This window comes from Rhodococcus sp. 24CO (genome assembly GCF_050586165.1).
GTDB lineage: Bacteria > Actinomycetota > Actinomycetes > Mycobacteriales > Mycobacteriaceae > Rhodococcus_F.
In genome coordinates this window covers 492642-519598 of record NZ_JAZFNF010000006.1, presented here as the reverse complement: position 1 = coordinate 519598, position 26957 = coordinate 492642, and the positions used below count along the sequence as shown (strand labels likewise).

The 26957-nt window shown below is 60.9% G+C and carries 27 protein-coding genes; 17 read left to right on the top strand and 10 right to left on the bottom strand.

Features of this window, described 5'->3' with window-relative positions; genetic code table 11:
- The 7 genes from V2B23_RS17590 to V2B23_RS17560 are packed head-to-tail and all read left to right on the top strand — an operon-like array spanning position 1 to position 7590.
- Entirely contained in the window at positions 1 to 1323 is a 1323-nt protein-coding gene (locus V2B23_RS17590; RefSeq protein ID WP_430951529.1) for an MlaD family protein, read from the top strand.
- On the top strand, positions 1320 to 2357 hold the full coding sequence (locus V2B23_RS17585; RefSeq protein ID WP_430951528.1) for an MCE family protein: 1038 nt from the start codon (positions 1320 to 1322) through the stop codon (positions 2355 to 2357). Before V2B23_RS17590 ends, V2B23_RS17585 begins: the two co-directional genes overlap by 4 nt.
- A gap of 6 nt (positions 2358 to 2363) precedes the next feature.
- Positions 2364 to 3416, top strand: coding sequence for an MCE family protein (locus V2B23_RS17580; protein WP_430951527.1), 1053 nt, complete (start codon positions 2364 to 2366; stop codon positions 3414 to 3416).
- Positions 3413 to 4519 carry an MCE family protein gene (locus tag V2B23_RS17575; RefSeq protein WP_430951526.1) on the top strand — a complete coding sequence of 369 codons (1107 nt, stop codon included), beginning with the start codon at positions 3413 to 3415 and terminating at the stop codon, positions 4517 to 4519. The genes V2B23_RS17580 and V2B23_RS17575 overlap by 4 nt, the downstream gene beginning before the upstream one ends.
- Positions 4516 to 5625 (top strand): MlaD family protein, encoded by a 1110-nt coding sequence (locus tag V2B23_RS17570; protein WP_430951525.1) that lies wholly within the window; start codon positions 4516 to 4518, stop codon positions 5623 to 5625. The genes V2B23_RS17575 and V2B23_RS17570 overlap by 4 nt, the downstream gene beginning before the upstream one ends.
- Positions 5622 to 6929, top strand: a complete 1308-nt coding sequence (locus tag V2B23_RS17565) for an MlaD family protein (RefSeq protein ID WP_430951524.1) — start codon at positions 5622 to 5624, stop codon at positions 6927 to 6929. The genes V2B23_RS17570 and V2B23_RS17565 overlap by 4 nt, the downstream gene beginning before the upstream one ends.
- Before the next feature lie 49 nt (positions 6930 to 6978).
- Complete coding sequence (locus V2B23_RS17560) at positions 6979 to 7590, top strand: hypothetical protein (protein ID WP_430951523.1); 612 nt, start codon at positions 6979 to 6981, stop codon at positions 7588 to 7590.
- A gap of 49 nt (positions 7591 to 7639) precedes the next feature.
- On the opposite strand, the gene V2B23_RS17555 is transcribed toward V2B23_RS17560, so the two are convergent.
- Positions 7640 to 7831 carry a ferredoxin gene (locus V2B23_RS17555; RefSeq protein ID WP_430951571.1) on the bottom strand — a complete coding sequence of 64 codons (192 nt, stop codon included), beginning with the start codon at positions 7829 to 7831 and terminating at the stop codon, positions 7640 to 7642.
- A 180-nt stretch (positions 7832 to 8011) separates the two neighbouring features.
- Positions 8012 to 8611: a TetR/AcrR family transcriptional regulator gene (locus V2B23_RS17550; RefSeq protein WP_430951522.1), complete on the bottom strand. Its 600-nt coding sequence runs from the start codon at positions 8609 to 8611 to the stop codon at positions 8012 to 8014.
- Positions 8612 to 8884: 273 nt separating this feature from the next.
- On the opposite strand from V2B23_RS17550, the gene V2B23_RS17545 reads away from it, so the two are divergent.
- The 8 genes from V2B23_RS17545 (at position 8885) to V2B23_RS17510 (ending at position 17150) form a co-directional block, all read left to right on the top strand.
- Positions 8885 to 10192, top strand: a complete 1308-nt coding sequence (locus tag V2B23_RS17545) for a cytochrome P450 (protein WP_430951521.1) — start codon at positions 8885 to 8887, stop codon at positions 10190 to 10192.
- A 17-nt stretch (positions 10193 to 10209) separates the two neighbouring features.
- Positions 10210 to 10983: an SDR family NAD(P)-dependent oxidoreductase gene (locus tag V2B23_RS17540; protein WP_430951520.1), complete on the top strand. Its 774-nt coding sequence runs from the start codon at positions 10210 to 10212 to the stop codon at positions 10981 to 10983.
- Positions 10984 to 11213: 230 nt separating this feature from the next.
- Positions 11214 to 12596, top strand: coding sequence for an ABC transporter substrate-binding protein (locus V2B23_RS17535; RefSeq protein ID WP_430951519.1), 1383 nt, complete (start codon positions 11214 to 11216; stop codon positions 12594 to 12596).
- Entirely contained in the window at positions 12596 to 14719 is a 2124-nt protein-coding gene (locus V2B23_RS17530) for an ABC transporter permease subunit (protein ID WP_430951518.1), read from the top strand. The genes V2B23_RS17535 and V2B23_RS17530 overlap by 1 nt, the downstream gene beginning before the upstream one ends.
- Complete coding sequence (locus V2B23_RS17525) at positions 14697 to 15410, top strand: ABC transporter ATP-binding protein (RefSeq protein WP_430951517.1); 714 nt, start codon at positions 14697 to 14699, stop codon at positions 15408 to 15410. Before V2B23_RS17530 ends, V2B23_RS17525 begins: the two co-directional genes overlap by 23 nt.
- On the top strand, positions 15407 to 16114 hold the full coding sequence (locus V2B23_RS17520) for an ABC transporter ATP-binding protein (RefSeq protein ID WP_430951516.1): 708 nt from the start codon (positions 15407 to 15409) through the stop codon (positions 16112 to 16114). Before V2B23_RS17525 ends, V2B23_RS17520 begins: the two co-directional genes overlap by 4 nt.
- Positions 16111 to 16464 (top strand): hypothetical protein, encoded by a 354-nt coding sequence (locus V2B23_RS17515; RefSeq protein ID WP_430951515.1) that lies wholly within the window; start codon positions 16111 to 16113, stop codon positions 16462 to 16464. Before V2B23_RS17520 ends, V2B23_RS17515 begins: the two co-directional genes overlap by 4 nt.
- A gap of 152 nt (positions 16465 to 16616) precedes the next feature.
- Positions 16617 to 17150 (top strand): hypothetical protein, encoded by a 534-nt coding sequence (locus V2B23_RS17510; RefSeq protein WP_430951514.1) that lies wholly within the window; start codon positions 16617 to 16619, stop codon positions 17148 to 17150.
- Positions 17151 to 17227: 77 nt separating this feature from the next.
- Here V2B23_RS17510 and V2B23_RS17505 read toward each other — a convergent pair whose 3' ends face one another.
- The 5 genes from V2B23_RS17505 to V2B23_RS17485 are packed head-to-tail and all read right to left on the bottom strand — an operon-like array spanning position 17228 to position 22146.
- Positions 17228 to 17704: a MaoC family dehydratase gene (locus V2B23_RS17505; protein WP_430951513.1), complete on the bottom strand. Its 477-nt coding sequence runs from the start codon at positions 17702 to 17704 to the stop codon at positions 17228 to 17230.
- On the bottom strand, positions 17701 to 17934 hold the full coding sequence (locus tag V2B23_RS17500; protein WP_033231759.1) for a hypothetical protein: 234 nt from the start codon (positions 17932 to 17934) through the stop codon (positions 17701 to 17703). Before V2B23_RS17500 ends, V2B23_RS17505 begins: the two co-directional genes overlap by 4 nt.
- A 32-nt stretch (positions 17935 to 17966) precedes the next feature.
- Positions 17967 to 19394: a FadD3 family acyl-CoA ligase gene (locus V2B23_RS17495; RefSeq protein ID WP_430951512.1), complete on the bottom strand. Its 1428-nt coding sequence runs from the start codon at positions 19392 to 19394 to the stop codon at positions 17967 to 17969.
- A complete protein-coding gene (locus V2B23_RS17490) occupies positions 19391 to 20572 on the bottom strand; it encodes an amidohydrolase family protein (RefSeq protein ID WP_430951511.1) in 1182 nt (393 codons plus the stop codon). The genes V2B23_RS17495 and V2B23_RS17490 overlap by 4 nt, the downstream gene beginning before the upstream one ends.
- 29 nt (positions 20573 to 20601) lie before the next feature.
- Complete coding sequence (locus tag V2B23_RS17485; RefSeq protein ID WP_430951510.1) at positions 20602 to 22146, bottom strand: AMP-binding protein; 1545 nt, start codon at positions 22144 to 22146, stop codon at positions 20602 to 20604.
- Positions 22147 to 22236: 90 nt separating this feature from the next.
- Here V2B23_RS17485 and V2B23_RS17480 point away from each other — a divergent pair, with 90 nt between their 5' ends.
- Both V2B23_RS17480 and V2B23_RS17475 read left to right on the top strand, forming a co-directional pair.
- A complete protein-coding gene (locus V2B23_RS17480; protein WP_430951509.1) occupies positions 22237 to 23001 on the top strand; it encodes an enoyl-CoA hydratase/isomerase family protein in 765 nt (254 codons plus the stop codon).
- A 62-nt stretch (positions 23002 to 23063) separates the two neighbouring features.
- Complete coding sequence (locus V2B23_RS17475; RefSeq protein ID WP_430951508.1) at positions 23064 to 24689, top strand: FAD-dependent oxidoreductase; 1626 nt, start codon at positions 23064 to 23066, stop codon at positions 24687 to 24689.
- A 6-nt stretch (positions 24690 to 24695) separates the two neighbouring features.
- Here V2B23_RS17475 and V2B23_RS17470 read toward each other — a convergent pair whose 3' ends face one another.
- From V2B23_RS17470 to V2B23_RS17460, 3 genes are all read right to left on the bottom strand, one after another.
- Positions 24696 to 25316, bottom strand: coding sequence for a superoxide dismutase (locus V2B23_RS17470; RefSeq protein WP_430951507.1), 621 nt, complete (start codon positions 25314 to 25316; stop codon positions 24696 to 24698).
- Positions 25313 to 25870, bottom strand: coding sequence for a flavin reductase (locus tag V2B23_RS17465; protein WP_430951506.1), 558 nt, complete (start codon positions 25868 to 25870; stop codon positions 25313 to 25315). The genes V2B23_RS17470 and V2B23_RS17465 overlap by 4 nt, the downstream gene beginning before the upstream one ends.
- 109 nt (positions 25871 to 25979) lie before the next feature.
- A complete protein-coding gene (locus tag V2B23_RS17460) occupies positions 25980 to 26825 on the bottom strand; it encodes an LLM class F420-dependent oxidoreductase (RefSeq protein WP_033231753.1) in 846 nt (281 codons plus the stop codon).
- Positions 26826 to 26957: the final 132 nt, after the last annotated feature.

Genomic DNA, 26957 nt, shown 5'->3' with positions numbered 1-26957 from the left:
ATGCCGATCCTATTCGAAGCCGACGGCCGAGGCCCCTCTGCGACAACACTGCTCCTGCACGGTGTTGGTGCGCTCGTCGTCGTTGCGCTGCTGATCGCCGGATTGATGGCGAAGATGAACGGAGCCTTCGACAAGGCATTCGAGGTCACAGCGGTTCTTGCCGATGTCGGTGACGGATTACCTGCGCGTTCGGATGTGAAATTTCGAGGTGTGCTGGTGGGAGTGGTGAACAGTGTGGATACGTCGAGCGGCGGCGAGTCGAAGTATGTCGACATCGCGCTGAGACCGGAGTACGCGGCCGGAATTCCGGCAACCGTGACGGCTCGTGTCGTGCCCAGCAACGTCTTCGCTGTGTCGTCCGTTCAGTTGGTCGACAACGGGAGTGGACCGCCGTTGTCACCCCACGCCCAAATCCCGCAGGACGAGAGTCTGTCGACGGTACAGTTGCAGACCGCGCTGACAAAACTCCGTGAAATCGTCTCTGCTACAGCACGTATCGGGACGGATCGCACCCTTGGAATGCTCGCGGCCGTTGCGGCGGCCACCGACCGCCGGGGCGCCGATATCGTCACTGCGGGTGAGCAACTCCGCCGAATTGCAGGCGAGCTCGATGAGCTGACCACACCGAACGGTGAAGCCTCCAGCTTGGGCGCGTTGTCCTCTGCCATCCGCGGTCTCCAAGAAGCTGCTCCGGACCTTCTTGATGCCGTCCACCATTCCGTCGTACCCATGCGGACATTGGCACAGAAGGATGCCGCGTTGACCGCGCTGCTGACTGCCGGTTCGACAACCCTGTCGGAAGTCGGTTCCGTTCTCGACAACAACACGGACAAGATCGTCGATATCACCACACAACTTTCACCAGTTCTCAGCGTAGTTGCCGACGGCAGTACGGAATTCGCGCCCATCGTCACGCGGATGAAAGTCATATCCGACAAGTGGTTCACCGAGTTCTGGCCGGTGGGGCAGCAGAACGCGACGGGAAAATTCCTGTTCCAATTCACACCGCACAAGATGTACACCCGAGCCGATTGTCCCCGCTACGGAGAGTTGGCCGGTCCGAGTTGCGCGACTGCGCCGGAGACCGCCGCGCCACCCGTGGTAGCCGACGGCGTTGCCCAGCAATTCGACTTCGCCCCGACGTCCGGAGGGAATGTCGGTCCGGTCGGAAGTACCCAGGAGAAGGAACTTTTGGGCGATCTTCTGGGAGGCGAATCGACCTCCGCCGATGAGTTCATCCTCGGACCGTTGGCTCGGGGTAACACGGTCCGGGTGACACCCGAGCCAGACGCGCCACTCGAGCCTGGGCAGGGGATCCGATGAGCTATCGCAAACCCTTGATCGGGATCGCCCTATTCCTGTTGATCTCCTGTGGCCTCACGTGGACGGTGTTCGTGACACTGCAACGCGGCGTTCAGGGAGAGACGACATCGTTTACCGCGGTCTTCACCGACGTATCAGGATTGCGCGCCGGCGACGACGTGCGGATGGCTGGTGTTCGGGTGGGGCGCGTCGACTCGGTCAGTCTCGACGGAACGCTTGCCCGGGTGGCGTTTCGGATCGAATCGGACCAAGCGCTGTACGGCAACACCAAAGCCGCGATCACGTATCAGAACATCATCGGACAGCGCTATCTCGGGTTGTCTCTCGGTGAGCAGGGGGAACCTCGAGTTCTGGTGAGTGGAGACGAGATTCCGGTGGAGAACACGGAGCCGTCCTTCGACATCTCGATTCTTCTCAACGGATTCGAACCGTTGTTCAGCGTGCTCGATCCGCAGCAGATCGACAATGTCACAACCGCGATTGTCAGAGCATTGCAGGGGGATTCCGGATCGATCACCACATTGGTATCCGAGACGTCGACTCTTGCCGAGTCCTTTGCCGGCCCGGACAAGATTCTGGGCGACATCATCGTCAATCTGGACGGCATCGTTCACAGCCTCGCAATGCAGAGCACCAACGTCGACACGATGATCACGCAGGCGCGGACAATCTTCGAACAACTGGCAGCCAGGCGCGGAGAAATGGTCGACTCGTTGGATTCGATCGCGCTCGTTGCCGATCAAGTGGCGACGCTGTCGAGCGACGTGGCCCCAGACTTGGGCGAGTTCCTCACTCGGGAGCCGGGTTTCGCTCAGCACTTCCTGGACAACAAGGACACCTTCGGATATTTCGGTTTCAACCTACCGCCGATGTTGAAAGGACTTGCGCGAGCGAGCCAGGACGGAAGCTACATCAACACGTACCTGTGCAATCTCAATGTCACCCTCGTCCCGGCAATCAGTGCCGTGATCCCCGCGATCGTTGCGCAGTCGACGCCCGGTGGTCAGATTACCCAGTCGAAGATTTGCAGGTGAGCGAAGATGAGTAGAGAAACCGCATCGAATTACGCTCGGAGACTGCGTAAGCCGCTCGAGGATCGCAGCGCGTTGGGGATCGGTGTCTTGACGGTGGCAGGCATCGCCGTCGTGATGGTCGTTGCCCTCTGGGTTACTTCCGCAGGAATCGGCAAGGTCACCTACGACGCCGAATTTGCTCAGGCCGCCGGAGTGAGCGCGGGCGACGCGGTCACCATTGCGGGCGTTCCGGTGGGGACAGTCGATGGTGTTCGGCTCGCAGGAGATCACGTTGTCGTGACCATGGCGATCGACGAGGGTGTCTCGCTGGGAGCCGGTACCGCAGCCTCCATCAAGTTGACGACGTTGTTGGGATCGCGCTACGTCGAGATCCGTCCAGGCGGTGACGGTGACATTGCCGATCATCGGATCACGTTGGCCAACACCGAAGTTCCCTACGATCTGCAGCAGACACTGGATAATGCGACCACCACGTTCGAGCAGGTTGATGCCGAGAAGATCGGGCAAACACTTACCACGTTGTCCGATCAACTCGAGGGCACACCTGCGCTCGTACCGCAGGTACTCGCGAACATCGAGAACTTGTCCTCGGTGCTGGCCGAACGGCGTGGACAGATCGGTTCGCTGCTGACCAGCACGAGCGAGGTGACGACTGTCATTCGCGGGCAGCAGAACAGTCTGGGTGAGTTAGTGCGCAACGGCCGTGACGTGTTGGCGGAAATCAATGCCAGACGGGAAGTAATCGATCAACTACTCGTGTCCACCACCGCACTCGTGGACCAACTGCACAACATCGTTGTCAATGACAGTCCGGCAATCGACGAACTGATCACCAATCTGGACGGCCTGCTCCAAAGCCTGAGCAACAATGACGATCTGTTGCGAAACACGTTGGAGATCCTGCCGGTTCCGCTGCGCAACTTCGCGAATACCTCCGGGACCGCAAACGAAGTCGATTTCACGGCGCCCGCCGGACCGTTCATCGATTCGTGGATGTGCGCTGTCAGCGGCCATGCAAACGAGATGAACTTGCCGCCCTATCTGAAGGACTGCAAATGAGATCTCTGCTGTCGATGTCGAAGGTCGCGTTGGTAGTTGTCATCGCTACTGCCGGTTGTTCCGGTATCCGCAGCGCAACCTCGATGGACGATACGATCACCGTCACAGCGCAATTCGACAGTGGCGCAGGCCTGTACGAAGGGAACTCCGTCTCGGTTCTCGGCGTCCCGATCGGTTCGGTGACGGCCATCGTCCCCCGCGGCACCGTTGTGGAAGTAACGATGAGCCTCGACAGTGGAGTCAAGATTCCGGCAACTGCGCAGGCGGTAACGGTGTCGACGTCAGTGTTGACCGACCGTCATGTCGAAATCACTCCGCCCTACCAGGACGGCCCGGTGATGACGGACGGCGAGATCATCCCGATGGACCGAACAAAGACTCCTGTCGAATTCGATCGACTGATCGCCATGGCGGACAAGATAGCTATCGAGTTGCAGGGCGATGGAGATGGTTCCGGCCCGGTTGCCGACCTACTCGGTATCGGGAGCGCGATGGTCGACGGAAACGGGCAAGCCATCAGGTCATCGCTGAGCCAATTGGCGTCCGCGCTGCAACTCGGTAGCGACGGCGGCGCGCAAACACAGAATGCCATCACCACTGTCGTCGACAATCTTGCAGTCTTGACATCCGTTGCCGCGAATAATGATCAAGACATTCGTGAATTCGGTTCAGCCTTGGCGCAAGTGAGTGATCTGCTCGGTGAGGCGGACTTGGGCTCGGGGGACACCGGTACCAAGCTCAACAAAATCCTTGTCGAGGCAGACAGACTTCTCGCGGCCAATCAGGGAACTCTGCAATCGACAGTGACCAATGCAAACACCGTGGTGACCGCATTGGCCGACTATCGTCGTGAGCTGTCTGAATTTCTCACTGTCACCCCGCTTCTGATGGACAACGCTTACAACGCAATCGATCAGGAGAACGGCGGTGCGAGGGTGCACGCTCAGCTGGAAAAGGTCTTTCTCGACGGGCAGTTGGTCAAGGAGATCTGCAATGTCCTCGGCTTGCGCCAGCTTGGCTGCAGCACGGGAACCCTCGAAGATTTCGGCCCGGACTTCGGGATCTCCGGAATGCTCGAAGGCATGGCGGGGTTGCCACGATGACGCCGAGAGGGTGGCGTGTTGTTTCCGCCGGGGCATGCTCCGCCCTGATGCTGTCCACGGCAGCGTGTGGCGTGGGGCTCGAGAGTCTCCCGTTGCCGGCCCCTGGCGTTTCCGGGGATTACTACACGCTGTACGCCGTCTTCGACAATGCACTCAATCTGCCCGCCCAAGCGAAGGTGAAACTCCAAGGCGCAGACATCGGCGAGGTCGAAGCGATGAGAGTGCAGAACTACGAAGCGATAGTCACGATGCGGATCAAGGATGGAATCAGTCTGCCGGTCGGGGCCGGCGCGGAATTGCGGTCGGCGACACCGCTGGGAGACGTGTTTGTCGCAGTGGAACCCCCGCCTGAACCTGCGTCGAATGGTGCTCTTCTGTCCGACGGGGACAGTATTGCGATTGCGTCGACTACGTCTGCGGCGACAATCGAAGAACTCCTCACCACATCGTCGTTCTTGATCAACGGTGGCGTCCTGCGCAACTTGACGAAGGTTGTCAACGGACTCGGAGAAGCGGTCGGCGGACGAGGTGAGGAAATGGCTGACCTGATCGGTGAATCGACCGCTCTGATCGGGACGCTGTCGAGCCGGAGCAACGAGATTCGTGAGACGCTTGGGTCGACCAATCAGCTTCTCGCGACGGTGTCGGAGCAACAATCGTCGATCGACGACGCGATTTCGGCAGCCGGTCCCGCGCTCGGCACTTTGAACGCCAACACTGCGCAGATGCTCGATTTGCTCGCACAGGTGGCTCAGGTAGGTACACAAGTGGGTAAGTTCCCGTCGGTGAGCGGTACCGGTGCAGGCGGAATGGTCGCCGACATCAACACAATCGCTGCGGAGCTCAACGACGCGGCAACCGATCCCAACGCGAGCCTCGCAGCCGTCAACAGGCTTCTGCCGCCACTCCTCAAGATCACCAATTCGACGTCCGCACATGTCAACGCCGATCTGCAACAGCTGGCTATCGGGGCGATTGCGGATCCGAACCATCCCGCTGACCCTGGCAGCCGACTTCCGGATTCGAGCGACTGGGATGCGCTGGTGGGAACGATTACCTACACGCTGCTGCGGTTGCAGGGCCGAGTGCTGGGGACCGGCCGATGAACGAACAGATCCCAGACGACAGGGACCAGATGGGCCCGGCTGCGCGGATTCTGGAGGTCCCCGCGGCGGCTCTGGTCAGCGCCGTCCGTTTCAGTAGTGCTCACCGGCTCACAATGTCGGTGGTCGCACTCGTCGCAACACTGGTTGTCGGCGTGGTGTACCTGACCTTCGGTGTTTTTCACCTGAGTCCGATCAGTTCGAAGATCACAGTGCGAGTGCATTTTTCGATATCCGGCGGCCTGCTGCCGCAGCAGGATGTGATGCTCCGCGGAGTGCCTGTGGGAAAGGTGAATTCGGTCGAGTTGACCGACAGTGGTGTTGTTGCCGTTGCGGAGATCGACGGGGGTGTCGAGATTCCACAGGGCGGTGAAGTGCGTGTGGCGGGACTGTCGATGGCAGGCGAGCAGTACCTGGACTTCAGACCTACCACCGACAGTGGCCCGTTTCTTGTCGACGGATCGGAAATCTCTTCCGATGAAACGTCGACCCCGGTGCCGCTGGCATCCATGCTGGGCAATCTCGACGGCATGCTTTCTCAGATCGATCCTGCCGAACTCGAGATGATCGTCACTGAACTCGGCGTCGGACCGGAAGGACCGAAGAAACTGGCGGCGATACTGGACGGCGGTGCCTTCCTCGTCTCGACCCTCGATTCGGTACTACCGCAGACGACAACCCTTCTGCGTAGCAGCAAGGTTCTGCTCGGCACACTCGGTGATGTCGGCCCTGGGATGCGCAGCACTGCGAGCAACCTGTCGGAACTTCTGCTCGGAGTCGAAGCGAAGGACGCGGGCCTTCGTGAGTTCCTCGACGGTACGCCGTCGACTCTGAATTCGCTTGACGCGCTCATCGCCGACAACTCGCCGACAATGGTTCAGCTCCTCGGCAATCTGACGACGGTTGCCCAGATGGCCTACTTGAACGTTCCTGCGCTGCAAGAGTTCTTCGCCCCGACATATCGTCAAGGCTCCACACTCGAAGCACTCACATCTGTTTTTCACGACGGTGGAATCTGGGCGTTCGTCAACATCTACCCGCGCTATTCGTGTGATTACGATTTGCCACGTCTACCGGCGACGGTTCCGGATTTCCCGGAACCGTACCTGTACACGTATTGCGACAACGAGGATCCGTCGGTGCTCGTCCGCGGCGCTCGGAACGCGCCACGCCAACCAGGTGACGACACCGCCGGTCCGCCTGCCGGTGTAGCGCCTGACGCGCAAGCGTCACCGACACCGATTGGGCCTCAATCGATTCCACTTCCTTACGGAGGTCCTGATCTCGAACAGAGTCCACCGGGGTGAACGCGGAAGAGAAGTTGAAACACAGGAACATCGCTGTAAAGGAGAAGGAATGATGAGCGAACGCGGTTCGGCAACAACAATCGACAAGGCTGCAGATCTGGACCCGGTAGTAGACGAATCCGCATCGGAGGGCGCGAGTGATGTGGGGTCGAGCGATGCCGAGCAGGAGGTTCGTGTTCGCCGACGGGGGAGAGTCGTCGGAATCTCTGTGATCGCAGCCATAAGCGCCGTATCGCTGTCCATGGCAGCAGTTTTCGGATGGAAGCTACACGAAGCGCGGGCTGTCGACTCGGCAGCGGCCGCCGCACTCGATGCGGCGCGCCAGTACGCGGTGACTCTGACCAGTGTGAGTTCGGATTCACTCGATCAGAACTTTGCCGCCGTACTCGACGGAGCCACCGGGGAATTCAAGGACATGTATTCCCAGTCCAGTGAACAGTTGAAGCAACTGCTGGTCGACAACAAGGCGGCAGCTCAGGGAGTTGTGATCGATGCCGGGATCAAATCGGCGACCGCTACGGAAGTTGAGGTCCTGTTGTTCATCGACCAGACCGTCAGCAATACCGTCGCACCTGATCCGCGGATCGACCGTAGTCGAGTTGTGATGACGATGAGCCTGGTGGACGGTCGCTGGCTCGCGGGCAAGGTGGATCTACCGTGACACCGCGAGCGGGGAGCGGGGACGCCACTTGGACGGCCCCGCTCCGCACTCATTCCTGTTCGGAGAGAGCCGCTCTGGGGCATTGTGCAATCGACGTGCGAACTCGGTCTTCGGCATCGTGCGGTACGGGTCCGGTAGTTACTTCCAGTTCTTCGTTGGCATCGAGAGCAAACACTTCCGGCGCGTTTTCCACGCAGAGTGCATTTGCCTCGCACAGATTCTTGTCGACGACGACGCGCATTCGGAGTCCTCCCTGATCGAGTTCACGGCTCGAATCCATGCCGTGTTGCAATGAGTGCGCGAACGAAATTGGTTCCAGTGGATCGGAACGCATGCCCGCGTGAAGGTAAAGTCATCTACCACCTTGGATACTGTACCTTCGCGGAAGAGATTGCAAGCCCCAAAAGGGTTCGGGCTGTGTCTAATTCGTATCGTCCAGCCGTTCGCCTTCGAGTCGAACCAAATACTCCTCGACCAAGGCGAAGGTCTCCGCGTGCCCACCGAAAACGCCGAGTGACTCTTCCATCACGAGTACGCGTGACAAGCTTGTGATCAACACCAGCGCGGCGGCAGGCGGGCAGGTTTTCGGATCGATACCGTACTCCTGCAATACATTTCCCATTGTTTCGAGCTGAGCTGCACGGAATCGCTCGGAGTAGTCGGCGATTTCTGCCCGGATGACTTTCCGATGATTGGCGAGGGCGACAAACTCCATGGTGAAGGCGGTGCCCTCCGCTGCGATACTGAACTCCCACAGCGCCCTCAAAGGTTGCGGTGATTTCAGTAGTTCCGCCTGGCGCTCGAGGCCTTCGGTTGCGCGCCGGCGAAACAGTTCGAGGAACAGATCGTCCATGGTGCGGAAGTAGTAGTACACGAGCGGCGGCTTCAGTCCGGCCTTTTTTGCGATGCGGCGAGAGCTGACCGCCGCGTACCCCTCTTCCAGCATGACTTGTTCTGCGGCGTCGAGGAGGAGTGCTCGATTTTTTGCATCAGGCGCGCCGATTCTGCGTGGCGAAGTCATCCGTGGCTCCCTAAGCGTCAAAGGCTGGTCATGTGAACGGTTCTCGCTACAGCCTAATGCGAAGAAAACTCCGCTAGACCATTGCCTACACCCTAAGCTACGCATATGCTCAGCAATATGTTGATCGACTGATCAGCATTTGCCAGGCGACGTCGACAATTCGGCTCGCCTAGATGCCCGTCGACCCCGACCGTCCCGAGGGTGCGCAGCCTTCCGACACAAGTGTTCTGCCCCAGCCACCAGTGCCCTGATTTCCGACACAGGAGACCCGTAATGACAGAAATCGATCAGGTCGACTTCTTCACCGATCCGTCGATCGTGGACGATCCGTACCCGTACTTCGAATCTCTACGAGCGCAGTGTCCTGTTGTGCGAGAACCACACCACGGTGTTGTTGCCGTGACAGGGTACGACGCAGCCACCGCCGTGTACCGCGACTCCGATGTGTTCTCGTCGTGTGTTTCGGCAACGGGTCCCTTCCCCGGGTTGCCGTTCGAACCCGAGGGAGATGACCTCGGCGCCCTGATCGAGCAGTACCGCGATCATTTTCCGCTGCACGAGCATCTGGTGACCATGGACATGCCACAGCACGCGGCGCACCGGTCGCTGTTGAAACGACTGCTGACTCCCCGGCGGTTGGCGGAGAACGAAGAGTTCATGTGGCGCCTCGCGGATCGCCAGATCGACGAATTCATCGCGCGGGGCTCCTGCAACCTCATGAGCGACTACGCGCAACCGTTTGCGCTGCTTGTCATTGCCGATCTGCTCGGTGTCCCGGAAGAGGACCACCAGGTATTTCGCGTGACGCTCGGCGCGCAACAAGCGGGCTCGATCGACGAGTCCGAGGCCTTCACGAGCAATCCACTCGAGTTCCTGGCAGAGCGATTCACGTCGTACATCGAGGACCGTCGACGGGAACCGCGCGACGATGTTCTGACGGCCATCGCCACAGCCAAATATCCGGACGGCTCGACTCCGGAAGTTGTCGACCTGGTACATGTCGCGTGTTTCTTGTTCGCTGCCGGCCAGGACACGACGGCACGGTTGTTGACCGCGTCATTCCGATTCATCGCCGAGAATCCCGAACTTCAGCAACTGCTTCGTGACGAACCGGAACGTATACCCAACTTCGTCGAGGAGACACTTCGGATGGAGGGTCCTGTCAAGAGCGACTTCCGGCTTGCGAAGAACCCGACAACTGTTGGCGACATTGATGTTCCGGCGGGAACCATCGTCATGATCTTGAACAGCGCGGTCAACCGTGATCCGGAAAGGTTCGAAGATCCCGACACGTTCGACATCGAACGGCAGAATGCGCGCGAGCACTTGGCTTTCGGTCGCGGAATTCACGCGTGCCCCGGTGGCCCTCTGGCACGCGTCGAATCGCGTGTCAGTATCACTCGACTGCTGGATCGGCTGAAGGACATTCGGATTTCCGAGGCCGAGCATGGACCGGCGGCCTCGCGGACGTACGAATACGAGCCGACATACATTCTGCGGGGCCTCAAGGCGCTGCATCTCGACTACACCCCCGCGACGGAATCCTCGTCGACGGATTCCGTGATGACTGAAACCCGTTGACGAACAAGGAGAACAACATGACTTCATCCAACCAGGGGACCTCCGTGACTGACCGTGTTGCGGTGGTGACCGGCGCTGGATCGGGTATCGGGCTGTCTGTGGCCCAGGCTCTTTCGGAGCAGGGTCACCGAGTTGCATTGCTGGACAGAAATATCGACGAAGCGCAACGTGTTGCCGAGAAGTTGAGTGCGGACGGCACCGACGCCATGGCGTACCAAGTGGATGTCACCGATCGCGTTGGTGTCAGGGCCGCCATGGACGCGGTGCGCGGTGAACTCGGCCCGATCTCGATCATCGTCACCAGCGCGGGTGTCGAGACGTTCACACCGGTAACCGAGATCAGTGCGGAGGAGTGGGACCACATCGTCGCGGTCAACCTCACCGGAACCTTCACCTCCATTCAGGCAGTTGTTCCCGACATGATCGAAGCCGGGTGGGGTCGAATCGTCACCATCTCGTCGTCGAGTGCTCAGTCGGGCGCGCCGAACATGGCCCACTACGTAGCGTCGAAAGGTGGCGTCATCGCCTTGACTAAGGCATTGTCCTTCGAGCTTGCGCCGCAGGGGATTACCGTCAACTCGATCCCGCCGTCGATCATCGATACCCCGATGGCCCGTAAGTCCGAAGCGGACGGAGATTTTCCCGGCGTCGACGTCATCGCGAGTATGACGCCGGTTCGTCGTGCCGGGTTGCCCAGTGATGTGGCTGCGGCGTGCGCGTTCCTCTGTACGGACAACGCCGGCTTCATCACGGGACAACTCATCGGTGTCAACGGAGGTTGGTATATGTAAATTGTCCGTTTTCTAGTTTCTTCTCCAGTGGCACAGTACGATTCCGTTCAGAATTCGGCTTACTCGACCCTTGCTCGTCGGAGATCCACCGGCCACGAGGTTCGGTCCGAATCCATCTAGGCGCGCTGCCTCTCCCACCCCGTGGCCTTGGCACCCACGCCGCCGGTGTCCGCCGGTCCCGTCAGCCCTGTATCGGTCGGCCCGTGGGGCCAAGTAACGAGGAGGAACGGTTGAAATTACAGCGAGTACTTGTTGCCGTCGCGGCGACAGCACTTCTTGTCACCGGATGTAGTGGCCGCGAGAGCGGCGGCAGCGAGAACATCGAAGGCGGTGGTGAGGGGGCTACCGCACAGTCTGCATCCGGCGACTTCGGTGATCTCCAGGACGTCTGTCAGCCGGGGGACGCCGAAGGCACAACTGCCCAAGGTGTCACTGCCGACGAGATCGATATCGGAGTTTTCTCGGATATGGGATTCACCAAGAATGCCGAATTCGAGGAAGCCGCAGAAGTTTTCACGTCCTGGTGTAACGACGCCGGAGGTATCAACGGTCGTAAAGTGGTCGCTACCACCCGCGATGCGAAGCTGATGGAGGTTCGTCAGCGAATGGTCGAAGCCTGTCGTGACGACTTTGCTCTCGTCGGCGGCGGCGCAGCGTTGGATGCTCTCGGTGTCAAGGACCGGCTGACGTGTATGTTGCCGAGTTTCCCAGCTCAAGCCGTCCAAGAGCGTTCTGCCGGAGCTGATCTCGAGGTCAGTGCGTCTCCCGCAAAAATCCCGGGGTACGACAATTACAACGGTTTCCGAACCTGGGTGGTGAACGAGGCGTATCCGGATTCGAAGGGTGCGGTCGGGATGATCAACGGCGATTCCGCTGTCACCAAAGCGATTGCGGGCGTTACCGCTGAGACCCTCGAGGCTGCCGGTGCCACGCTGGTCTACAACGAGCTGTATCCGGCGATGGGTGTGTCGGACTGGACTCCGTACGCGCAAGCAATCAAGAGCAAGGGCGTCAAAGGGCTGATCTTCATGGGCGAGTTCGGTCAGCTGGCAAAGCTCGAAGAGGTCCTTACCAACATGGACTACAAGCTCGACTGGATCGATGCGAACAACAACGCCTACAACGCCTCATTCATCGAACTGCTGGGGAAGTCCGCTGACTTCCAGAACAACCTCGTAGATCTCAGCGGCGTGGCACCGTTGGAAAGTGACGAACCTGCGGTGGCGGAGCTCGAGGCTCTGTACGACAAGTACGCACCGAATGCGCAGATCACACTCCCGGCGATGCGCGCGATGTCGTCGTGGTTGCTGTTCGCGAAGTCGGCCGCCAGTTGCGGCGACGAACTCACCCGAGCTTGTCTCTACAAGGCAGCGACCGCTGAGACTGCTTGGACCGGAGGCGGTTTGCATGCCGCTAACGATTTGGCGAGTCCGATCCCCCCGCAGCCGTGCTTCAACGTCGAACAGGCCACGTCGGACGGTTGGCAGGCAGCAGACTTCAATCCTGACAACGGTCTCTACCGTTGCGATATCCCGGCTCGCAAGTTGGTCGCCGACTTCGGCACGCCGATGACACTGGCAGACGTCGGTATGAGCATGGGCGATTTCGAGTAATGGAACAGTTCGTCACCTTCGGGATCGTCGGCCTGAGCACCGCCGCGATCTACGCGATCATCGGCAGCGGCTTGGTGGTTACCTACACGACCACCGGGGTGTTCAACTTCGCGCACGGAGCGACCGGCATGATGGCGGCTTTCTCCTATTGGCAGCTCTGTGTCGGTTGGGGTTGGCCGGTCTGGTTGTCGGTAGCGACCGTACTTCTGGTTCTGGCACCGGCTTTCGGGCTTCTCGTCGAAGTGCTGGTGCGGCCGGTTCAGGCTCTCGGCGAGGCCGAGAAGCTGGTGATGACGATCGCGTTGCTGAGCGGTCTGATCGCGCTCGCGAGATGGATCTGGAATCCGAACAAAGCTCGCTCGCTTCCCAGGTTCTTTGCCGAGCAGAACTCCTTTCACATCGGGTCCGCAACAATCAGTTGGCATCAAGCCTTGACACTGGTGGTGGCGATCGCCGTAGCGGTGTCTCTGCGAATCCTGATGCTGCGCACCCGAACCGGCACGGAAATGCGAGCGACCGTCGATGACCGCGCCTTGGTGGGTCTTACCGGGGCGGATCCGGTACGGGCCAACCGGGTTGCCTGGATACTGGGAACCGTGTTGGCCGCGATCGGCGGTATTCTCATCGCTCCGATGGTTGCGCTCGACGCGACCCAACTGTCACTGGTCATCGTCAGTGCTTATGCCGCAGCGATATTCGGTCGATTGAAGAGCCTGCCCATGACATTTGTCGGTGCAATCGTCGTGGGCTGCATGGAGGCGTATCTCACCGGCTACCTCCCGCAGAATCCGTACCTCCCAGGTCTGCGGCTGGCGGCGCCGGCGATATTGCTGCTGCTCGCGCTGTTGCTCTTTCCACACGGGCGACTTCGGGGACGCGACCGTCACCTCAGTGCCGTTCCGCTACCGAGCGTTCGGGGGACGTTTGCCTTCGCCGGGGTGATCGTCGCGTTCGGCCTCGTCTTGGCCACAGTGCTGGGTGAAGGCGATCTGATCACCTACGGACAGATATTCGCCTTCGGCGTGATCGCGTTGTCCTTCGTTCCACTTGTCGGTTACGCCGGTCAGATTTCGCTTGCACAACTGACCATGGCGGGCGTCGGCGCAATTGCCTGTGCACGCTTGGGCGGAAACGGGCAGTGGTGGGCACTCTTTGCGGTCATGGTCATCGCGGGCATTGTCGGTGCGGTCGTCGCGATCCCCGCGCTTCGGCTCAACGGTGTCTACCTGGCACTCGGGACGGCTGCCATCGCGGCCGTCTTCGACCGATGGATATTCACGATCCCGTCGTTCGAGGTGTTCGGAGTCGAGATCGTGCTGTTCGACCAGGGCTCAGTGGATTTGGTCGGCCCACGACTGTTCGGATTCGACGTGAATACGCCGGCAGAACTGACGGTGTTCTCCGCGATCTGTCTTGCCCTCGTCACGATCGGCGTGGCCGCGTTGCGCCGGGGACGACTCGGCCGCCGGTTGATTGCGCTGCGCGACAGTGAGGCTGCCTTCGCGACCCTCGGGGGCAGTCTACTGCTGACCAAGATGTTGGTGTTTGCGCTTGCCGCGGGTATTGCGGGTCTTGGTGGGGCGCTGTACGGAATGCAACTGATGTCGGTCACCGCCGAACAGTTCAGTTTTGTTGCAGGGCTGGGTATCTTCCTGATCGCTGTCGTAGGCGGCCTGGGAGTTGTGGGTAACGGGCTCTTCACGGGAACGATGATTGCCGGCCCGCTGAACGCCATCGTGGCATTGTGGCCGGCGGCTGCGAACCTCGTGCAGACGCTACCCGCTGCTGCCGGCCTCGCTTACAGTTCCGGCGCGGTCGACGACGGAGTTGTACCGAGCCTGCGCCGGCGCTGGGAATCGGCGCTCCGGGACCGCTTGGTGATGGCGGTCTTGCTGGGGTGGATTACAGCGCTGTGGGTTTTGCGCCTGAGCGAGGTCGTCAACGGGTATGTACTCGTGGTCGGCGTGGTGATCGGGGCACTGGCCGCCCGCAGTTGGGCCGAAGCGCGGCACCGTCAGGTTCCCGCGGAGCCGGAAATTCCGGTGGAGTGGTGGGGCATATCGCGGCCATGGACCGCCGAGGACGGGGAGGTGCTCAGTCGTGAAGTCGCAGCTCGAAGTTGAGGACATCACGGTGATGTTCGGCGGTCAACGCGCGCTCTCCGGCGTCTCACTGACTGCGGAGCGTGGTCACGTGACCGGACTGATCGGACCGAACGGGGCAGGCAAGAGCACGCTGTTCGACGTCATTTCCGGACTCCGCAAGCCGGCCACGGGAAAGGTGTTTCTCGGCGGCTACGACGTGACCGGAGCTGGTCCGTCCCGGCGCGCGAAACATGGTCTGGCGCGGACGTTTCAACGATTGGAGCTCTTCGGTCGACTCAGCGTCCGCGACAACCTCCTGGTTGCCGCGGAACTGGGGCCGCAGCGACGCAAGGCCGCCTCCGTCGCCGACGACATCATCGATCGACTCGGATTGGATCGGGTTGCCACGACAACCGCGGACTCGTTGTCCACCGGCATGGGTCGCCTCGTCGAGGTGGCCAGAGCGATGGCCGTGAATCCCACCACGCTTCTGCTCGACGAGCCCGCCGCAGGTCAGGACCGCGAAGAAACAGAGCGGTTCTCGGTGATTCTGCGCTCTCTGGCGGAGGAGGGGATGGCTGTCCTGCTTGTCGAACATGACATGGAACTGGTGATGAACGTGTGCGACCAGGTGTATGTACTCGATCTCGGGAAAATCATCTCCGTCGGCCCGCCCGAGCTGATCCGCCGTGACGACGCGGTCCTGGCAGCGTATCTGGGGGGATCATGAATCCGATTCTCGAATTGTGCGGTGTACGAGCCCGTTACGACGAGATCACGGTTCTGCACGGGATCGACCTCAGCGTGGCGCCTGGTCAGATGACTGCCTTGCTAGGGCCCAACGGTGCCGGGAAGACGACCACTCTGCGAGTCGCTGCCGGAGTTCATCCGATCACCTCGGGGCAACTCATGGTCGGCGGGCGCGATGTCAGTGGGATTCGTCCTCGGGATCTGGCCAGATCCGGTGTCTGCCTGATCCCGGAAGGCCGTGGTGTGTTTCCCAACCTGAGCGTCCGGGACAACCTGCTCATGATGACGTTCACGGGTCGCACGCGCGAGGAAATCGAGGAGATCGCGTTTGCTCGGTTTCCGATCCTGGCGCAGCGCGCGTCGCAGACGGCAGGCACGCTGTCAGGCGGTGAGCAACAGATGCTCGCGCTGGCCCGCGGTCTAGCGACGGACCCCGCTGTCCTTCTCCTCGACGAGTTGTCGATGGGGCTCGCGCCGTTGATCGTCGGCCAACTCTACGAGCAGGTCGCCTTGATCGCCAGAGCGGGTGTCGCCGTACTGGTGGTCGAGCAGTTCGCGAATACCGTCCTCGAATTTGCCGATCACGCAGCAGTTCTGGTGCGTGGCCGAATCCAGAAGCAGGGCAGCCCCGACGGCGACCTGCGTTCCGAACTAGCTGCCCTCTACCTTGGGAGTGTCACATGACCGCGACCGAAACCCGCGCCGACCGCTTCACTCGCGAGTTGGCCGAACAGAAGATTCCCGATCCCGCCGGCGGCCGATCCGCCCTCTGGCTGAGGTTGGGACTGGCGCTGATGGTGATCGGCCCGGCCTTGGGCATCGCGTCGTACTTTCTCTCGCACAACACTTCCGATCCCTTGGTGCAGCGCGATGCGATCATTCTTGCCCTCGTCGGGATTTCACTCGGCGTGAGCGGGTCGGCACTGTACATCCGCTATTCCATTACCGGATTCCTCAGGTTCTGGATGGCCAGGCAGTCCTACGACCTGAGCCTGGTGGGAGATCGACTCTCCGAGCGCGATATTCAACCCTGACAGCCGCAACCGCCGTTGTTCCTCGCGGCGGTTCGACCGCGGACGGGTGCGTCCGTGAGCTGGTGAAAGTTTTGCAACCACGGTGTTCCGAAACACCCTGGTGGAAAGCCCAAGATGGGTGGAACCCGTCCACCTGTCGGAGAGGATCCGTCATGCGCAATTCGGTATCTCGTAGAGTAGTGGCAGCCGCCGGTTTTGTTGCCGTCGTGGCCGCCACCGTCACAGGCTGCAGCAGTGATTCCGACAGCGACACTGCAGACACATCGACAACATCGGTAGCAGCCTCGAAGGCTTCGGGCACGTCGTCCGCGGGGACCACCGCAGCCGCTGCGGCCGACGACGCGACGACACAGGAGATCACGGACGTCTTTGTCACCTTCTTCAACGGAACTACTCCGCCCGCCGATCGCGCCGCCCTTGTCGAGAACGGCGACGTGTTCCTGCCGACTCTCGAAGCGCTGACCGCCAATCCGCAGGCCACGGCAACCACGGCAACGGTGCAAGGCGTCGAGGCCACCGGCACGAACGCTGCCGTCAAGTGGACGCTTCTGATGAACGGAGCCCCGGTTCTGCCGGACCAGTCCGGTGAGGCGATCGAGCAGGCCGGTGAGTGGAAGGTATCGGCGGCGACGTTCTGCACGCTGTTGGCTATTCAGGGCGGCGGGGCACCGGTTCCGGGTTGCTGATCGCTCACAACGATGCGACGTCGACGCCGGTAGCTCCGGCGTCGACGTCGCATGATGTACGTGCACCCCGACAGATGTCAGCTCAGGTATCGAACCAGATTCTGTGCGACACAGGCGGGTCGCTCTGACCCTTCGGCGGTGATCGTGACGGTGCGCTCCACTTGGATTCCGCCGTCGATGTCGGTGACGGATGTGAGCTCCACTGTTCCCCGCACCCGGCTGTCCACCAGGACCGGGCTGATGAATCGAACTTTCCCCAGTCCGTAGTTCAGCGCCATGCGGGCGCAACTGACGGCCATGACTCGCTGAACTATCGGTGCCAGCAACGACAGTGTCAGGAATCCGTGTGCGATGGTGGCGCCGTACGGTCCGTCTGCGGCACGATCCGTATCGACGTGTATCCACTGGTCGTCGTCGGTGGCCGCCGCGAAGAGATCGATCCGTTTCTGATCGATCGTGATCCAATCGCTGGTGCCGATGGTTGTCCCGACAGCGGCCCGAATATCGTCGAAGGTGGTGAAATCAGTCTGGTACAAACCGCTCTGGGTGCTCAACCGGCCAGCCTGAGTTCAACGGGGTTCAGTCGCAGATCGCAGATGTACGCGAGTTCTGCCGCGATCTCGGGTGAGAGGTCGCTCTGCTCTCCGACCTCCAGGATGCTGTGGAGGCGACGGAAGAATTGATCAGGCGTGATCCCGAATTGGACAAAAATGTCTTCGGCGGGTCCGCCGTTCCAATGTCGCCACTTCAGGGCGAACGTCAATATCGCATCATGGTCGTTCATTACACGCCTCCTCAATACTTTCGTGAGTTCGGTTATCTCAATTGGTCTTTCATGACTTTGCCAGTCGCATTGAGTGGCAGTGCGTCGAGGAACTCGACAGTGCGAGGAGCTTTGAACCCGGCCATCCGCTCGCGGCTCCAGGAGAGTAGGTCTTGTTCTGTCACTGTATGTTTGGTGACCACAAACGCTTTGCCGACCTGCCCCATTCGTTCGTCGGGAACGCCGATCACGGCAACCTGATCGACTGCCGGGTGTTCGAGGAGGAAACCTTCGATCTCGGCTGGATAGGCGTTGAACCCGCCGACGATGAACATGTCCTTCTTGCGGCCGACGATACTGAGCCGTCCCTCGTCGTCGAGCGTTCCGAGATCGCCGGTGTGCAGCCAACCGTCCGTGTCGATCGCTTCGGCGGTTGCCTGCGGATCGTCAAGGTATCCCTGCATGACGTTGTATCCGCGAATCAGTACCTCGGAATCATCTGCGATTCGCAATTCGATTCCGTCGCATGGCGTACCGACGGTAGTTGCTATCTGCTCGAACGAGTCGCCGGGGCGCGACGCGGTTGCCGTTCCCCCTTCGCTCAAGCCGTAACCCGTCATGATGGTCTGGAACGGAAGTTCCTTTGCGACCCGGCGGATGAGTTCTACCGGAATGTCCGCCGATCCGGTGACCGCGGCACGGAGTGACGACAGATCTCGGGTGTTGGGAGCGGACAGCAGAGACTGGTAGAGCGTCGGCGGTCCCGGGAGCATGGTGATCTTCTCGGTCTCCACCAGTTCCAGCACCTGATCCACGTCGAGAACGGCTACGGGCAGGATGGTGGCGCCGCGAATCAACGACGCGACTACACCCGCTTTGTATCCGAACATGTGGAAGAACGGGTTGACGACCAGGTAGCGATCGCCTTCCCTCAGGTCTGCGAGATCGCACCATTCGGAGAACATCCGCAGTGTCTGGTGATGGTTCATCATGACGCCCTTGGGGCGACCGGTCGTCCCCGACGTGTACATGATGTCGGCGATGTCGTCGCCGCTGATCTCGCACTCGAAAGGTGCACCGCTGGAGAGGAAATCCGACTTCAAGTCGATGACCGGGATGTCATCGGGTGCACTGTACTCGAGGCCCAGGAATCCCTTCTGGACGAGTACGGCTTTGGCTCCGCTCCGTCGGATGATGTCGGCGGCCTCGTCGGCCTTGTACCGCGTGTTGACGGGAACGAGCACTCCGCCGGCGGTCAAAGTGCCGAATGCGGCGATGATCCATTCGGCGGAGTTGGGCGCCCAGATCGCCACTCGATCGCCCTTGTCGACGCCGATCGAGGCCAGAGCGCCCGCGGCCCGGCGGACCCGATCAGCGAGTTCGACGAAGGTGATCCGGACGGGCCCGTCGACGACCGCTTCGGCAGTGCCGAAGCGGTCGGCCGCACTCAGGACCATCTCAGGGATGGTCTGCCACTTCACAGCGAAAGGAGCCCTGCAAGGTTGCCGCCCATGATCTTTGCCTGATCCTTCTCATCCAGGTGCCCGAGCATGTCCGCGAAGTGCCGCGGCTCTGCCAAGCCCTCCGGATGCGGGTAGTCCGAGCCGAAGAGCACTCGGTCGACTCCGACGAGATCGATCAGATCGGTCACGCCCTCCTCGTAGAACGGGCTGACGTGGACCTGGCGCTTGATCGCAGCGACGGGATCCTGCATACCGAAGCCCTCAGGTGCCTTCTTGTATGTATCGGCGAGGCTGTCCAGAAGTGGTCGGAGCCAAGCAGATCCACTCTCGATGACCGCAAGCTTGAGGTCGGGGAAGCGGAACAGTGCGCCGTGGCACACCCACGAAGCGACGGTGTCCTGCACGGGACGCCACTCGTTGACCATGCGGAAGGTGTTGGTCTGGAACGGCAGCATCTCGCCGTCCGTGCCTTCCCATTCGGCGTCGAAGCGGGCGTATCCGCTGTCCGACGAGTGCATGGCGACGAGGAGATCGAGCTCGACAACGCGCTTCCAGAAGGGGTCGAATTCAGGCATCGCAAACGAGCGCGGGCCCTTGAATCCGGGGACGGGTGCGGGCCGCACGAGAATAGCCTTTGCGCCGCGCTCGGCAACCCACTCGAGTTCCTCGAGTGCCTTGTCGAGGATCGGAAGGCTGATCACCGGCGTGGTGAAGATGCGGTCCTTGTAGTTGAACTGCCATGTCTCGTAAAGCCACTCGTTGAGTGCGTGGACTACAGCGTGAATCAGGTCCGGATCGTCACGCATCCGCTCTTCGACCAGGCTGGCGAGGGTCGGGAACATCAGGGTGCGGTCGACGCCCAACTCGTCCATCAGTTCCAGGCGCGGGCCGGGCTCGCTGAAGGCGGGGATTGCCTTCATGGACTTACCGAAGATCTCGCGACGGCTCTTGCCTTCGGGGTTTCCGTTCTTGAAGTACTCCTCCATGGAACCCGGGCGTGCAACGACGCTGAACGTGGGGTTGGGGATGTACTCGCTGATCTGTCCGCGAATGGCGATCTTGGTGCGTCCGTCGACCTCGACGTACTTGATGGCGTCCTTGTACTTCGCCGGGAGGTACTTGGTGAGAGCCTCGGCAGTCTCGTACAGATGGTTGTCTGCGTCGAACAGCGGGTAAGGCAGGTCCTTCGGGGGCATGAGATTCTCCTTTGCGTTTGATGAGAACACTATTCTCTTTTTTGAACGGTCGCAATATCCTGACGGACCAAAAACTTCTGAATCTTGCCGCTGGCCGTCCGGTGGAAGTCATCGACCTGGTGCAATTCCTCCGGCCACTTCTGTTTTGCGACGCCGGCCCGGTCGAAATGGGCACGGAGTTCGTCCATCGTCGGCAAGCTGTGGCCGGGCAGCAGCCGCAGCACTGCGGCAACGTGTTCGCCGAGGCGCTCGTCCGGGGCGGAAACCGCTGCGGCTTCGGCGACTCCCGGCATCGAGAGAAGGATTTCCTCGACCTCGAGGGCGCTCACGTTCTCGCCCCCGCGAATGATGATGTCGGACTTGCGGTCCGTGATCGTGAGATAACCGTCCTCGTCGATTTCGCCGATGTCCCCGGTGTGGTACCAACCCTCGGCGTCGAATGTCGCGTCGGTGAGGCCCTGGTCGGTGTACCCGATGCAGAGATCGGGGCCGCGGCTGAGGATTTCTCCATCCTCGGCAAGCCGGATCTCCGCGCCCTCCATGACATTTCCGTCGGTGAACAACCGCTTGTCCTCGGGGGCCAGGTGGCTCGATCCCGTGATCGACGGATGTTCGGTGCTCCCGTACGAGCGGAAGACGATGATGCCGAAGTCGGCCAGTCTTCTCGTGACCGCTGCAGGCACGGACGAGCCGCCCAGTCCGGCATATTTCATGCAGGTGAGGTGTTCCGGCGTGAACTTCGGGTGATCGAGCAGGCTGGTGAGGAAGTACGTTGCTCCGCCGCCGACGGTGAGTTGATCGCTGGTCATCAACTCCAGCGCCTGTTCCGGATCCCACGCGTCGGTGAGGTTGATCGAGGAGCCGTCGACGACCGGAATGAGAAAGGCGTTGACCATGCCGATGAAGTGGCCGACCGGTGCCGACGTGAGTTGCTTGCCACGGTCTTTCGGATACAAGCCCAAGAGTTGGCGGGTTTCGTGCCCGAGTGTTTGATGGCTGTGGATGACACCCTTGGGGGCGCGTGTCGTGCCGGAGGTGAAAGCGATGAGAACCGCGGACGATGGGTCGGTGTCGATGTTCTCGGCCAGTGGTACGTCGCTGAGCAACTCGTCGAAGTCGCGTCCGACAACGCCGACGATGGGGATGTTCGTGCACAGATCGGGCTGGTACTCGGTGCGTCCGAACTTCTCGGCGGTGATGAAGACCTTCGGCTTGGTCTCGTCGAGTATGTAGGCAACTTCCTTGCGGCCGTAGAAGTGAACGATGGGAACAACCGTCGCACCGAGGAACGTCGACGCCCAGAAGACCGCTGCTGCTTCCATCCAGTTGGGAAGCTGAAAGGCAACAACATCACCCGCGCCGACACCGCGCTCTCGCAGGCCGCCCGCCAACCTACGCGCAACCAGATCTACGTCGGCAAAAGTTCCGGACCACGGACGGACCTTCGAGTGGATGCGGAATTCGGTATCGGGGGCGGCAGTGAGACCTCGGGTGAGCATCGTGCCGATCGTGTCCTGGGTCCACCAGCCCTCCTCGAGGTACCGGGAGGCGAGCGTGGGGGGAATGTGCCGCATATGAGCTCCAATGCAGGTAACCGGGCCGCTCCTAGGCCGAACTGCGGCACGAGACGGGAGCGGTCGAACTGGCTTCTGCCAGTCGTGAATATGTTATTCTCACAAAACAAGAATGCCAATATCGTAACGGAGAACATCTTGGTTATCGTTGAAATGGACGGCGAGTTGGCGATCATCACCATCGACCGTCCACAAGCACGCAATGCCATCGCGCCGCAAACGATGGACCAGTTGGACGAGGCGCTCGACTCGGTTCGCGGAGCCCGCGCCCTGGTGATCACCGGCACCGGTGATCGCGCGTTCGTCTCCGGTGGCGATCTCAAGGAACTGGCCAAACTCCGGACGCTGGAACAGGCGGCGGACATGGCTCGGCGGATGCGGTCGATCTGCGACCGCATCGCACAATTCCCCGGACCCGTCATCGCGGCATTGAACGGGCATGCGCTCGGCGGCGGCGCTGAAGTTGCAGTGGCAGCAGATATTCGAATTGCCGCGCACGACATCAAGATCGGCTTCAACCAGGTAAGCCTCGGAATCATGCCGGCGTGGGGCGGAGCCGAGCGACTTGCCGAACTTGTCGGGCGTGGTAGAGCGTTGATGCTGGCCGGTTCCGGAACTATCATGGGCGCGGCCGACGCGGAATCACTCGGGCTCGTCGATCGCGTTCTGTCCCGGGAATCCTTCGACGAGGGCTGGCGCTCACTGGCGAAGTCTCTTGCCAACGCTCCGGCCGAGAGCATCAAACGGGTGATGTCCGGGGTTGCTCCTCCCGAGGCCATCGACGCGTTTGCACGCTTGTGGATCACGGACGAGCATTGGGCCGCGGCAGACCGGGTTATGAACCGCAACAAGTGAACTGAAATCCTACGAGTGCGTGCGAATCGGTGCCGCACTTTCCGACCACTTACGGACTCCACATGACTTTTGTGATCACTCAACGATGCTGCAACGACACCAGTTGCGTAGCGGTGTGCCCGGTCGACTGCATCCGGCCGCGGCCCGGAGATCCCGGATACACCACGGCTGAGATGCTCTACATCGATCCCGACACGTGCATCGATTGCGGGGCCTGTGTCGACGCGTGTCCGGTGGATGCGATCTACTCCGAATACGATCTCGATGAGTCGATGAGTCGGTACACGGAGATCAATGCGGCGTACTTCGAGAAGAATCCGCTGGACACCGATGACGTTGCCTTCCCAAGTCCGCCGAAACGTCCGTCAGCGGATCTGCCTCGAATACGCGTCGCGATAGTCGGATCCGGTCCCGCAGCGTGCTACTGCGCCGCTGAACTGCTGGCGCGGGGATCAGTGGAGGTCGAGATGTTCGACCGATTGCCCTCGCCCTGGGGGTTGGTGCGCAGTGGAGTTGCGCCCGATCATCAGGAAACCAAGGGCGTCGTCAGTGTTTTCGGACCTTCGCTCAAATCGGAGTCTTTTCAGTTCTACCTCGACGTCGAAGTGGGAAAGCACATTTCGCACGACGAGTTGCTGCGACACCATGACGCCGTGATCTATGCGGTGGGCGCCGCAACCGATCGCAAGCTGGGCATCCCCGGAGAATCATTGCCCGGCAGTCATTCCGCGACGGAGTTCGTGTCCTGGTACAACGGGCACCCGGACTTTTCGGATCGCGAATTCGACCTGTCGGGAGAGCGCGCGGTTATCGTCGGAAACGGTAACGTGGCACTCGATGTCGCGCGAGTTCTCACGTGTGATGTCGACGAACTCGCAAGAACCGACATTGCCGACCACACGCTGGATGCCCTGCGCAACAGCAATATTCGTGAGGTCGTCGTCCTCGGACGACGGGGCCCGCTCCAGGCCGCATACTCCGCCCCGGAATTTCTCGCGCTCGGTCATCTCAACGGTGTCGACGTCGTGATCGACGAGCAGGAAATCGTATTGGACGCGGCAAGCGCGGCAGCACTGGACGATCCCGACTCGCTGCTGTCCGACAAACTCAAGGTTGACCTTGCACGCGAGTACGCACAGAAGCCGGCGGGCGGCGGCAACAAGCGAATCGTATTCCGATACCTCGTTGCGCCCACCGAACTGCAGGGAACCGATCGCGTCGAATCGGTGACGTTGGTGCACAACACACTTGACGACGATCTTGCGGCGTCCGCGACCGAGAAGGTCGAAAGACTGGAAGCGTCGCTCGTTCTGCGGTCGGTTGGATATCGCGGCGAACCTGTTGCCGACGTGCCGTTCGACGAAGTGCGCGGCGTCATCCCTAATCATCAGGGCCGGGTGGACGGCGTGGTCGGCGTCTACACCAGCGGCTGGATCAAGCGGGGTCCGCGGGGAGTGATCGGGACCAATCGCGTCGACGCGAAGGAAACTGTCGCGCAGCTGTTGGCAGACTTCGACGCCGGACGGCTGAACGCGCCTGAACTGGACCGGTCGTCCTTGGTGAAACTGGTGAGGGATCGACAGCCGGACATGATCGACAAGGCAGGGTGGGCGGCCCGGGACGCAGAAGAGAAGGCGGCCGGTAAAGCTGCCGGCCGCCCTCGCATCAAGATCACTGCACGCCGCTGAGCGCAATTACTTTCCGGCACCGAGGACCGACGTGGCGTCGGCGTAGCGCTGCGCTACGTCTTCCCAGTTGATGACGTTCCAGTACGCCTTGACGTAGTCGGCCTTGACGTTCTTGTACTGCAGGTAGAAGGCGTGCTCCCACATGTCGAGCATCAGGAGCGGAACAATGCCGATGCTGATGTTTCCCTGCTGATCGGTGAGCTGCTCAATGATCAGGCGCTGACCGATCGTGTCGTACGCGAGCACGGCCCAGCCGGAGCCCTGCAAGGTGGTTGCGACAGCGGAGAAGTGAGTGACAAACGCATCGAACGAGCCGAAATGTTCGTCGATGGCAGCAGCCAGTTCTCCTTCAGGTCGCTCACCACCGTTGGGGGAGAGGTTCTTCCAGAAGATCGAGTGATTGGTGTGGCCGCCGAGGTGGAAGGCGAGGTTCTTGCTGAGTTGCGGAGCCTTGGCTGTGATCGTGCCGTCTTCTCGCGCCGCGGCCAACTGCTCGATTGCACTGTTTGCGCCCGCGACGTAGGTCGCGTGGTGCTTGCTGTGGTGCAGCTCCATGATCTCGCCTGAGATGTGAGGCTCGAGGGCTGCGTAATCGTAATCGAGCTGGGGCAAGACGTATTCGGTCATTGTGTTGTGCCTTTCGATTGGTGACGAGTCACTGGAGTGAGATGGTGGTACGCCCGGTCGTGGTAGACGAGTGGGGAGAGAACACGCGTCGGCGCGATGACCTCGACAACTTCCGCCGTGACAATGAGCGCCGAACCACAAGCGGTGGCGCCGAGTGGAACCGCGCGGAGAGCATGCGCCGTTCCGCGGAGGAACGGTTCACCGGTCGACAGGAACGCCCAGTCCATGTCCGCGCCGAATCGGACGGAGCCACGCGTGGCAAATGTCTCGGCCAGCTCTACATTCTCGGAATGCGCAAGGTGAACAAGGAAACTGGACGCGGCCGCGATCGCTGCAGCAGATCCACGCAGGGACTGCAGTGAGAATGCGAGTACAGCCGGGTCGGCACTGATCGACGTCACCGACGACGACGTTATCCCGACCGGGCCGTCTGCGCCGGCGGCAGTGATGATGGCGACGCCCGCAGGATGCCGACGGAACGCATCGACAAACGATTCACGGATCGACGGTTCCGATATCGAATCGGTTTGCGATCCAACCAGTTCCGTCGTCACGTGAGAGTTCACCTTCCGCTACTCGGGTAATTCCGCCGATGCACGTGGCCTGTGCTGTATTGACGGTAAAACCTCGAGTGCGCTTGAGATCAAGGTGATGTGACGGGGTTCACCGTCCTAGCTTGGCGGCCAGTCTCTTGATGTATTCGACAACGTCGGTGGGAGCTGCGTCCGGCGTGCCGAACATTGCTTCGGTGACTCCGATGCTCTCCCAGTGAGCGAGCTTGTCCGCCTCCGGTTTTCCGGCGAGGACGGTGATTTCAGGTTCGCCGACCCGACCGGCTTCGGACCAGATCTTGCGAAACAGCTCTACGTTTTCCTCGATTTCCTGCTGGATCGGCGTCGTGATCCAGCCGTCGGCGGACTGTGCGATCCACTTGAAGGTCTTTTCGCTGGCGCCGGCGCCGAGGAGGATGGGTGGACGCGGTTTCTGCACGGGCTTGGGCCATGCCCAACTGGCTCCGTACTTCACGAACTGACCCTCGTACGACGCCTCGTCCTTCGACCAGAGTTCACCCATCGCTTCGAGGTATTCGCGCAGAGCCGTGCGACGCTTGTTCGGGGGTACCCCGTGATCGGCGAGTTCCTCTGCATTCCAGCCGAATCCGACACCGAAGACAACGCGTCCATCTGACAGGTGATCGAGAGACGCGATGGTTTTTGCCAGTGTGATCGGATCGTGCTCGAGGGGGAGTGCCACCGACGTGCCCAGGCGAATGGTGCTGGTGACCGATGCTGCAGTGCCGAGAGCAACCCAGGGGTCGAGGGTTCGCATATAGCGGTCGTCCGGAAGCTCCGCTGATTTGGTCCCCGGATGATCCGACGCCCGCGATGCCGGGATGTGCGTGTGCTCGGGAACGTAGAATGCGTCGAACCCGGCAGCTTCGGCGGCAACGGCCGCATCAGCGGGGCGAATGCCGCGGTCGCTGGTGAACAAGCTGACTCCGTAGCGCACAGGCTTCTCCTTCGGTGGTCCGTGGGAAAAACTGTAACTTGTTGCAGGTCTGCTCGGGGTGGTTTTGGGGTTCGGCCCTACCCTGCTCGTCGGTGGCTACGTGGTCGCGTCGATAATGAGAGGAGAACGTGC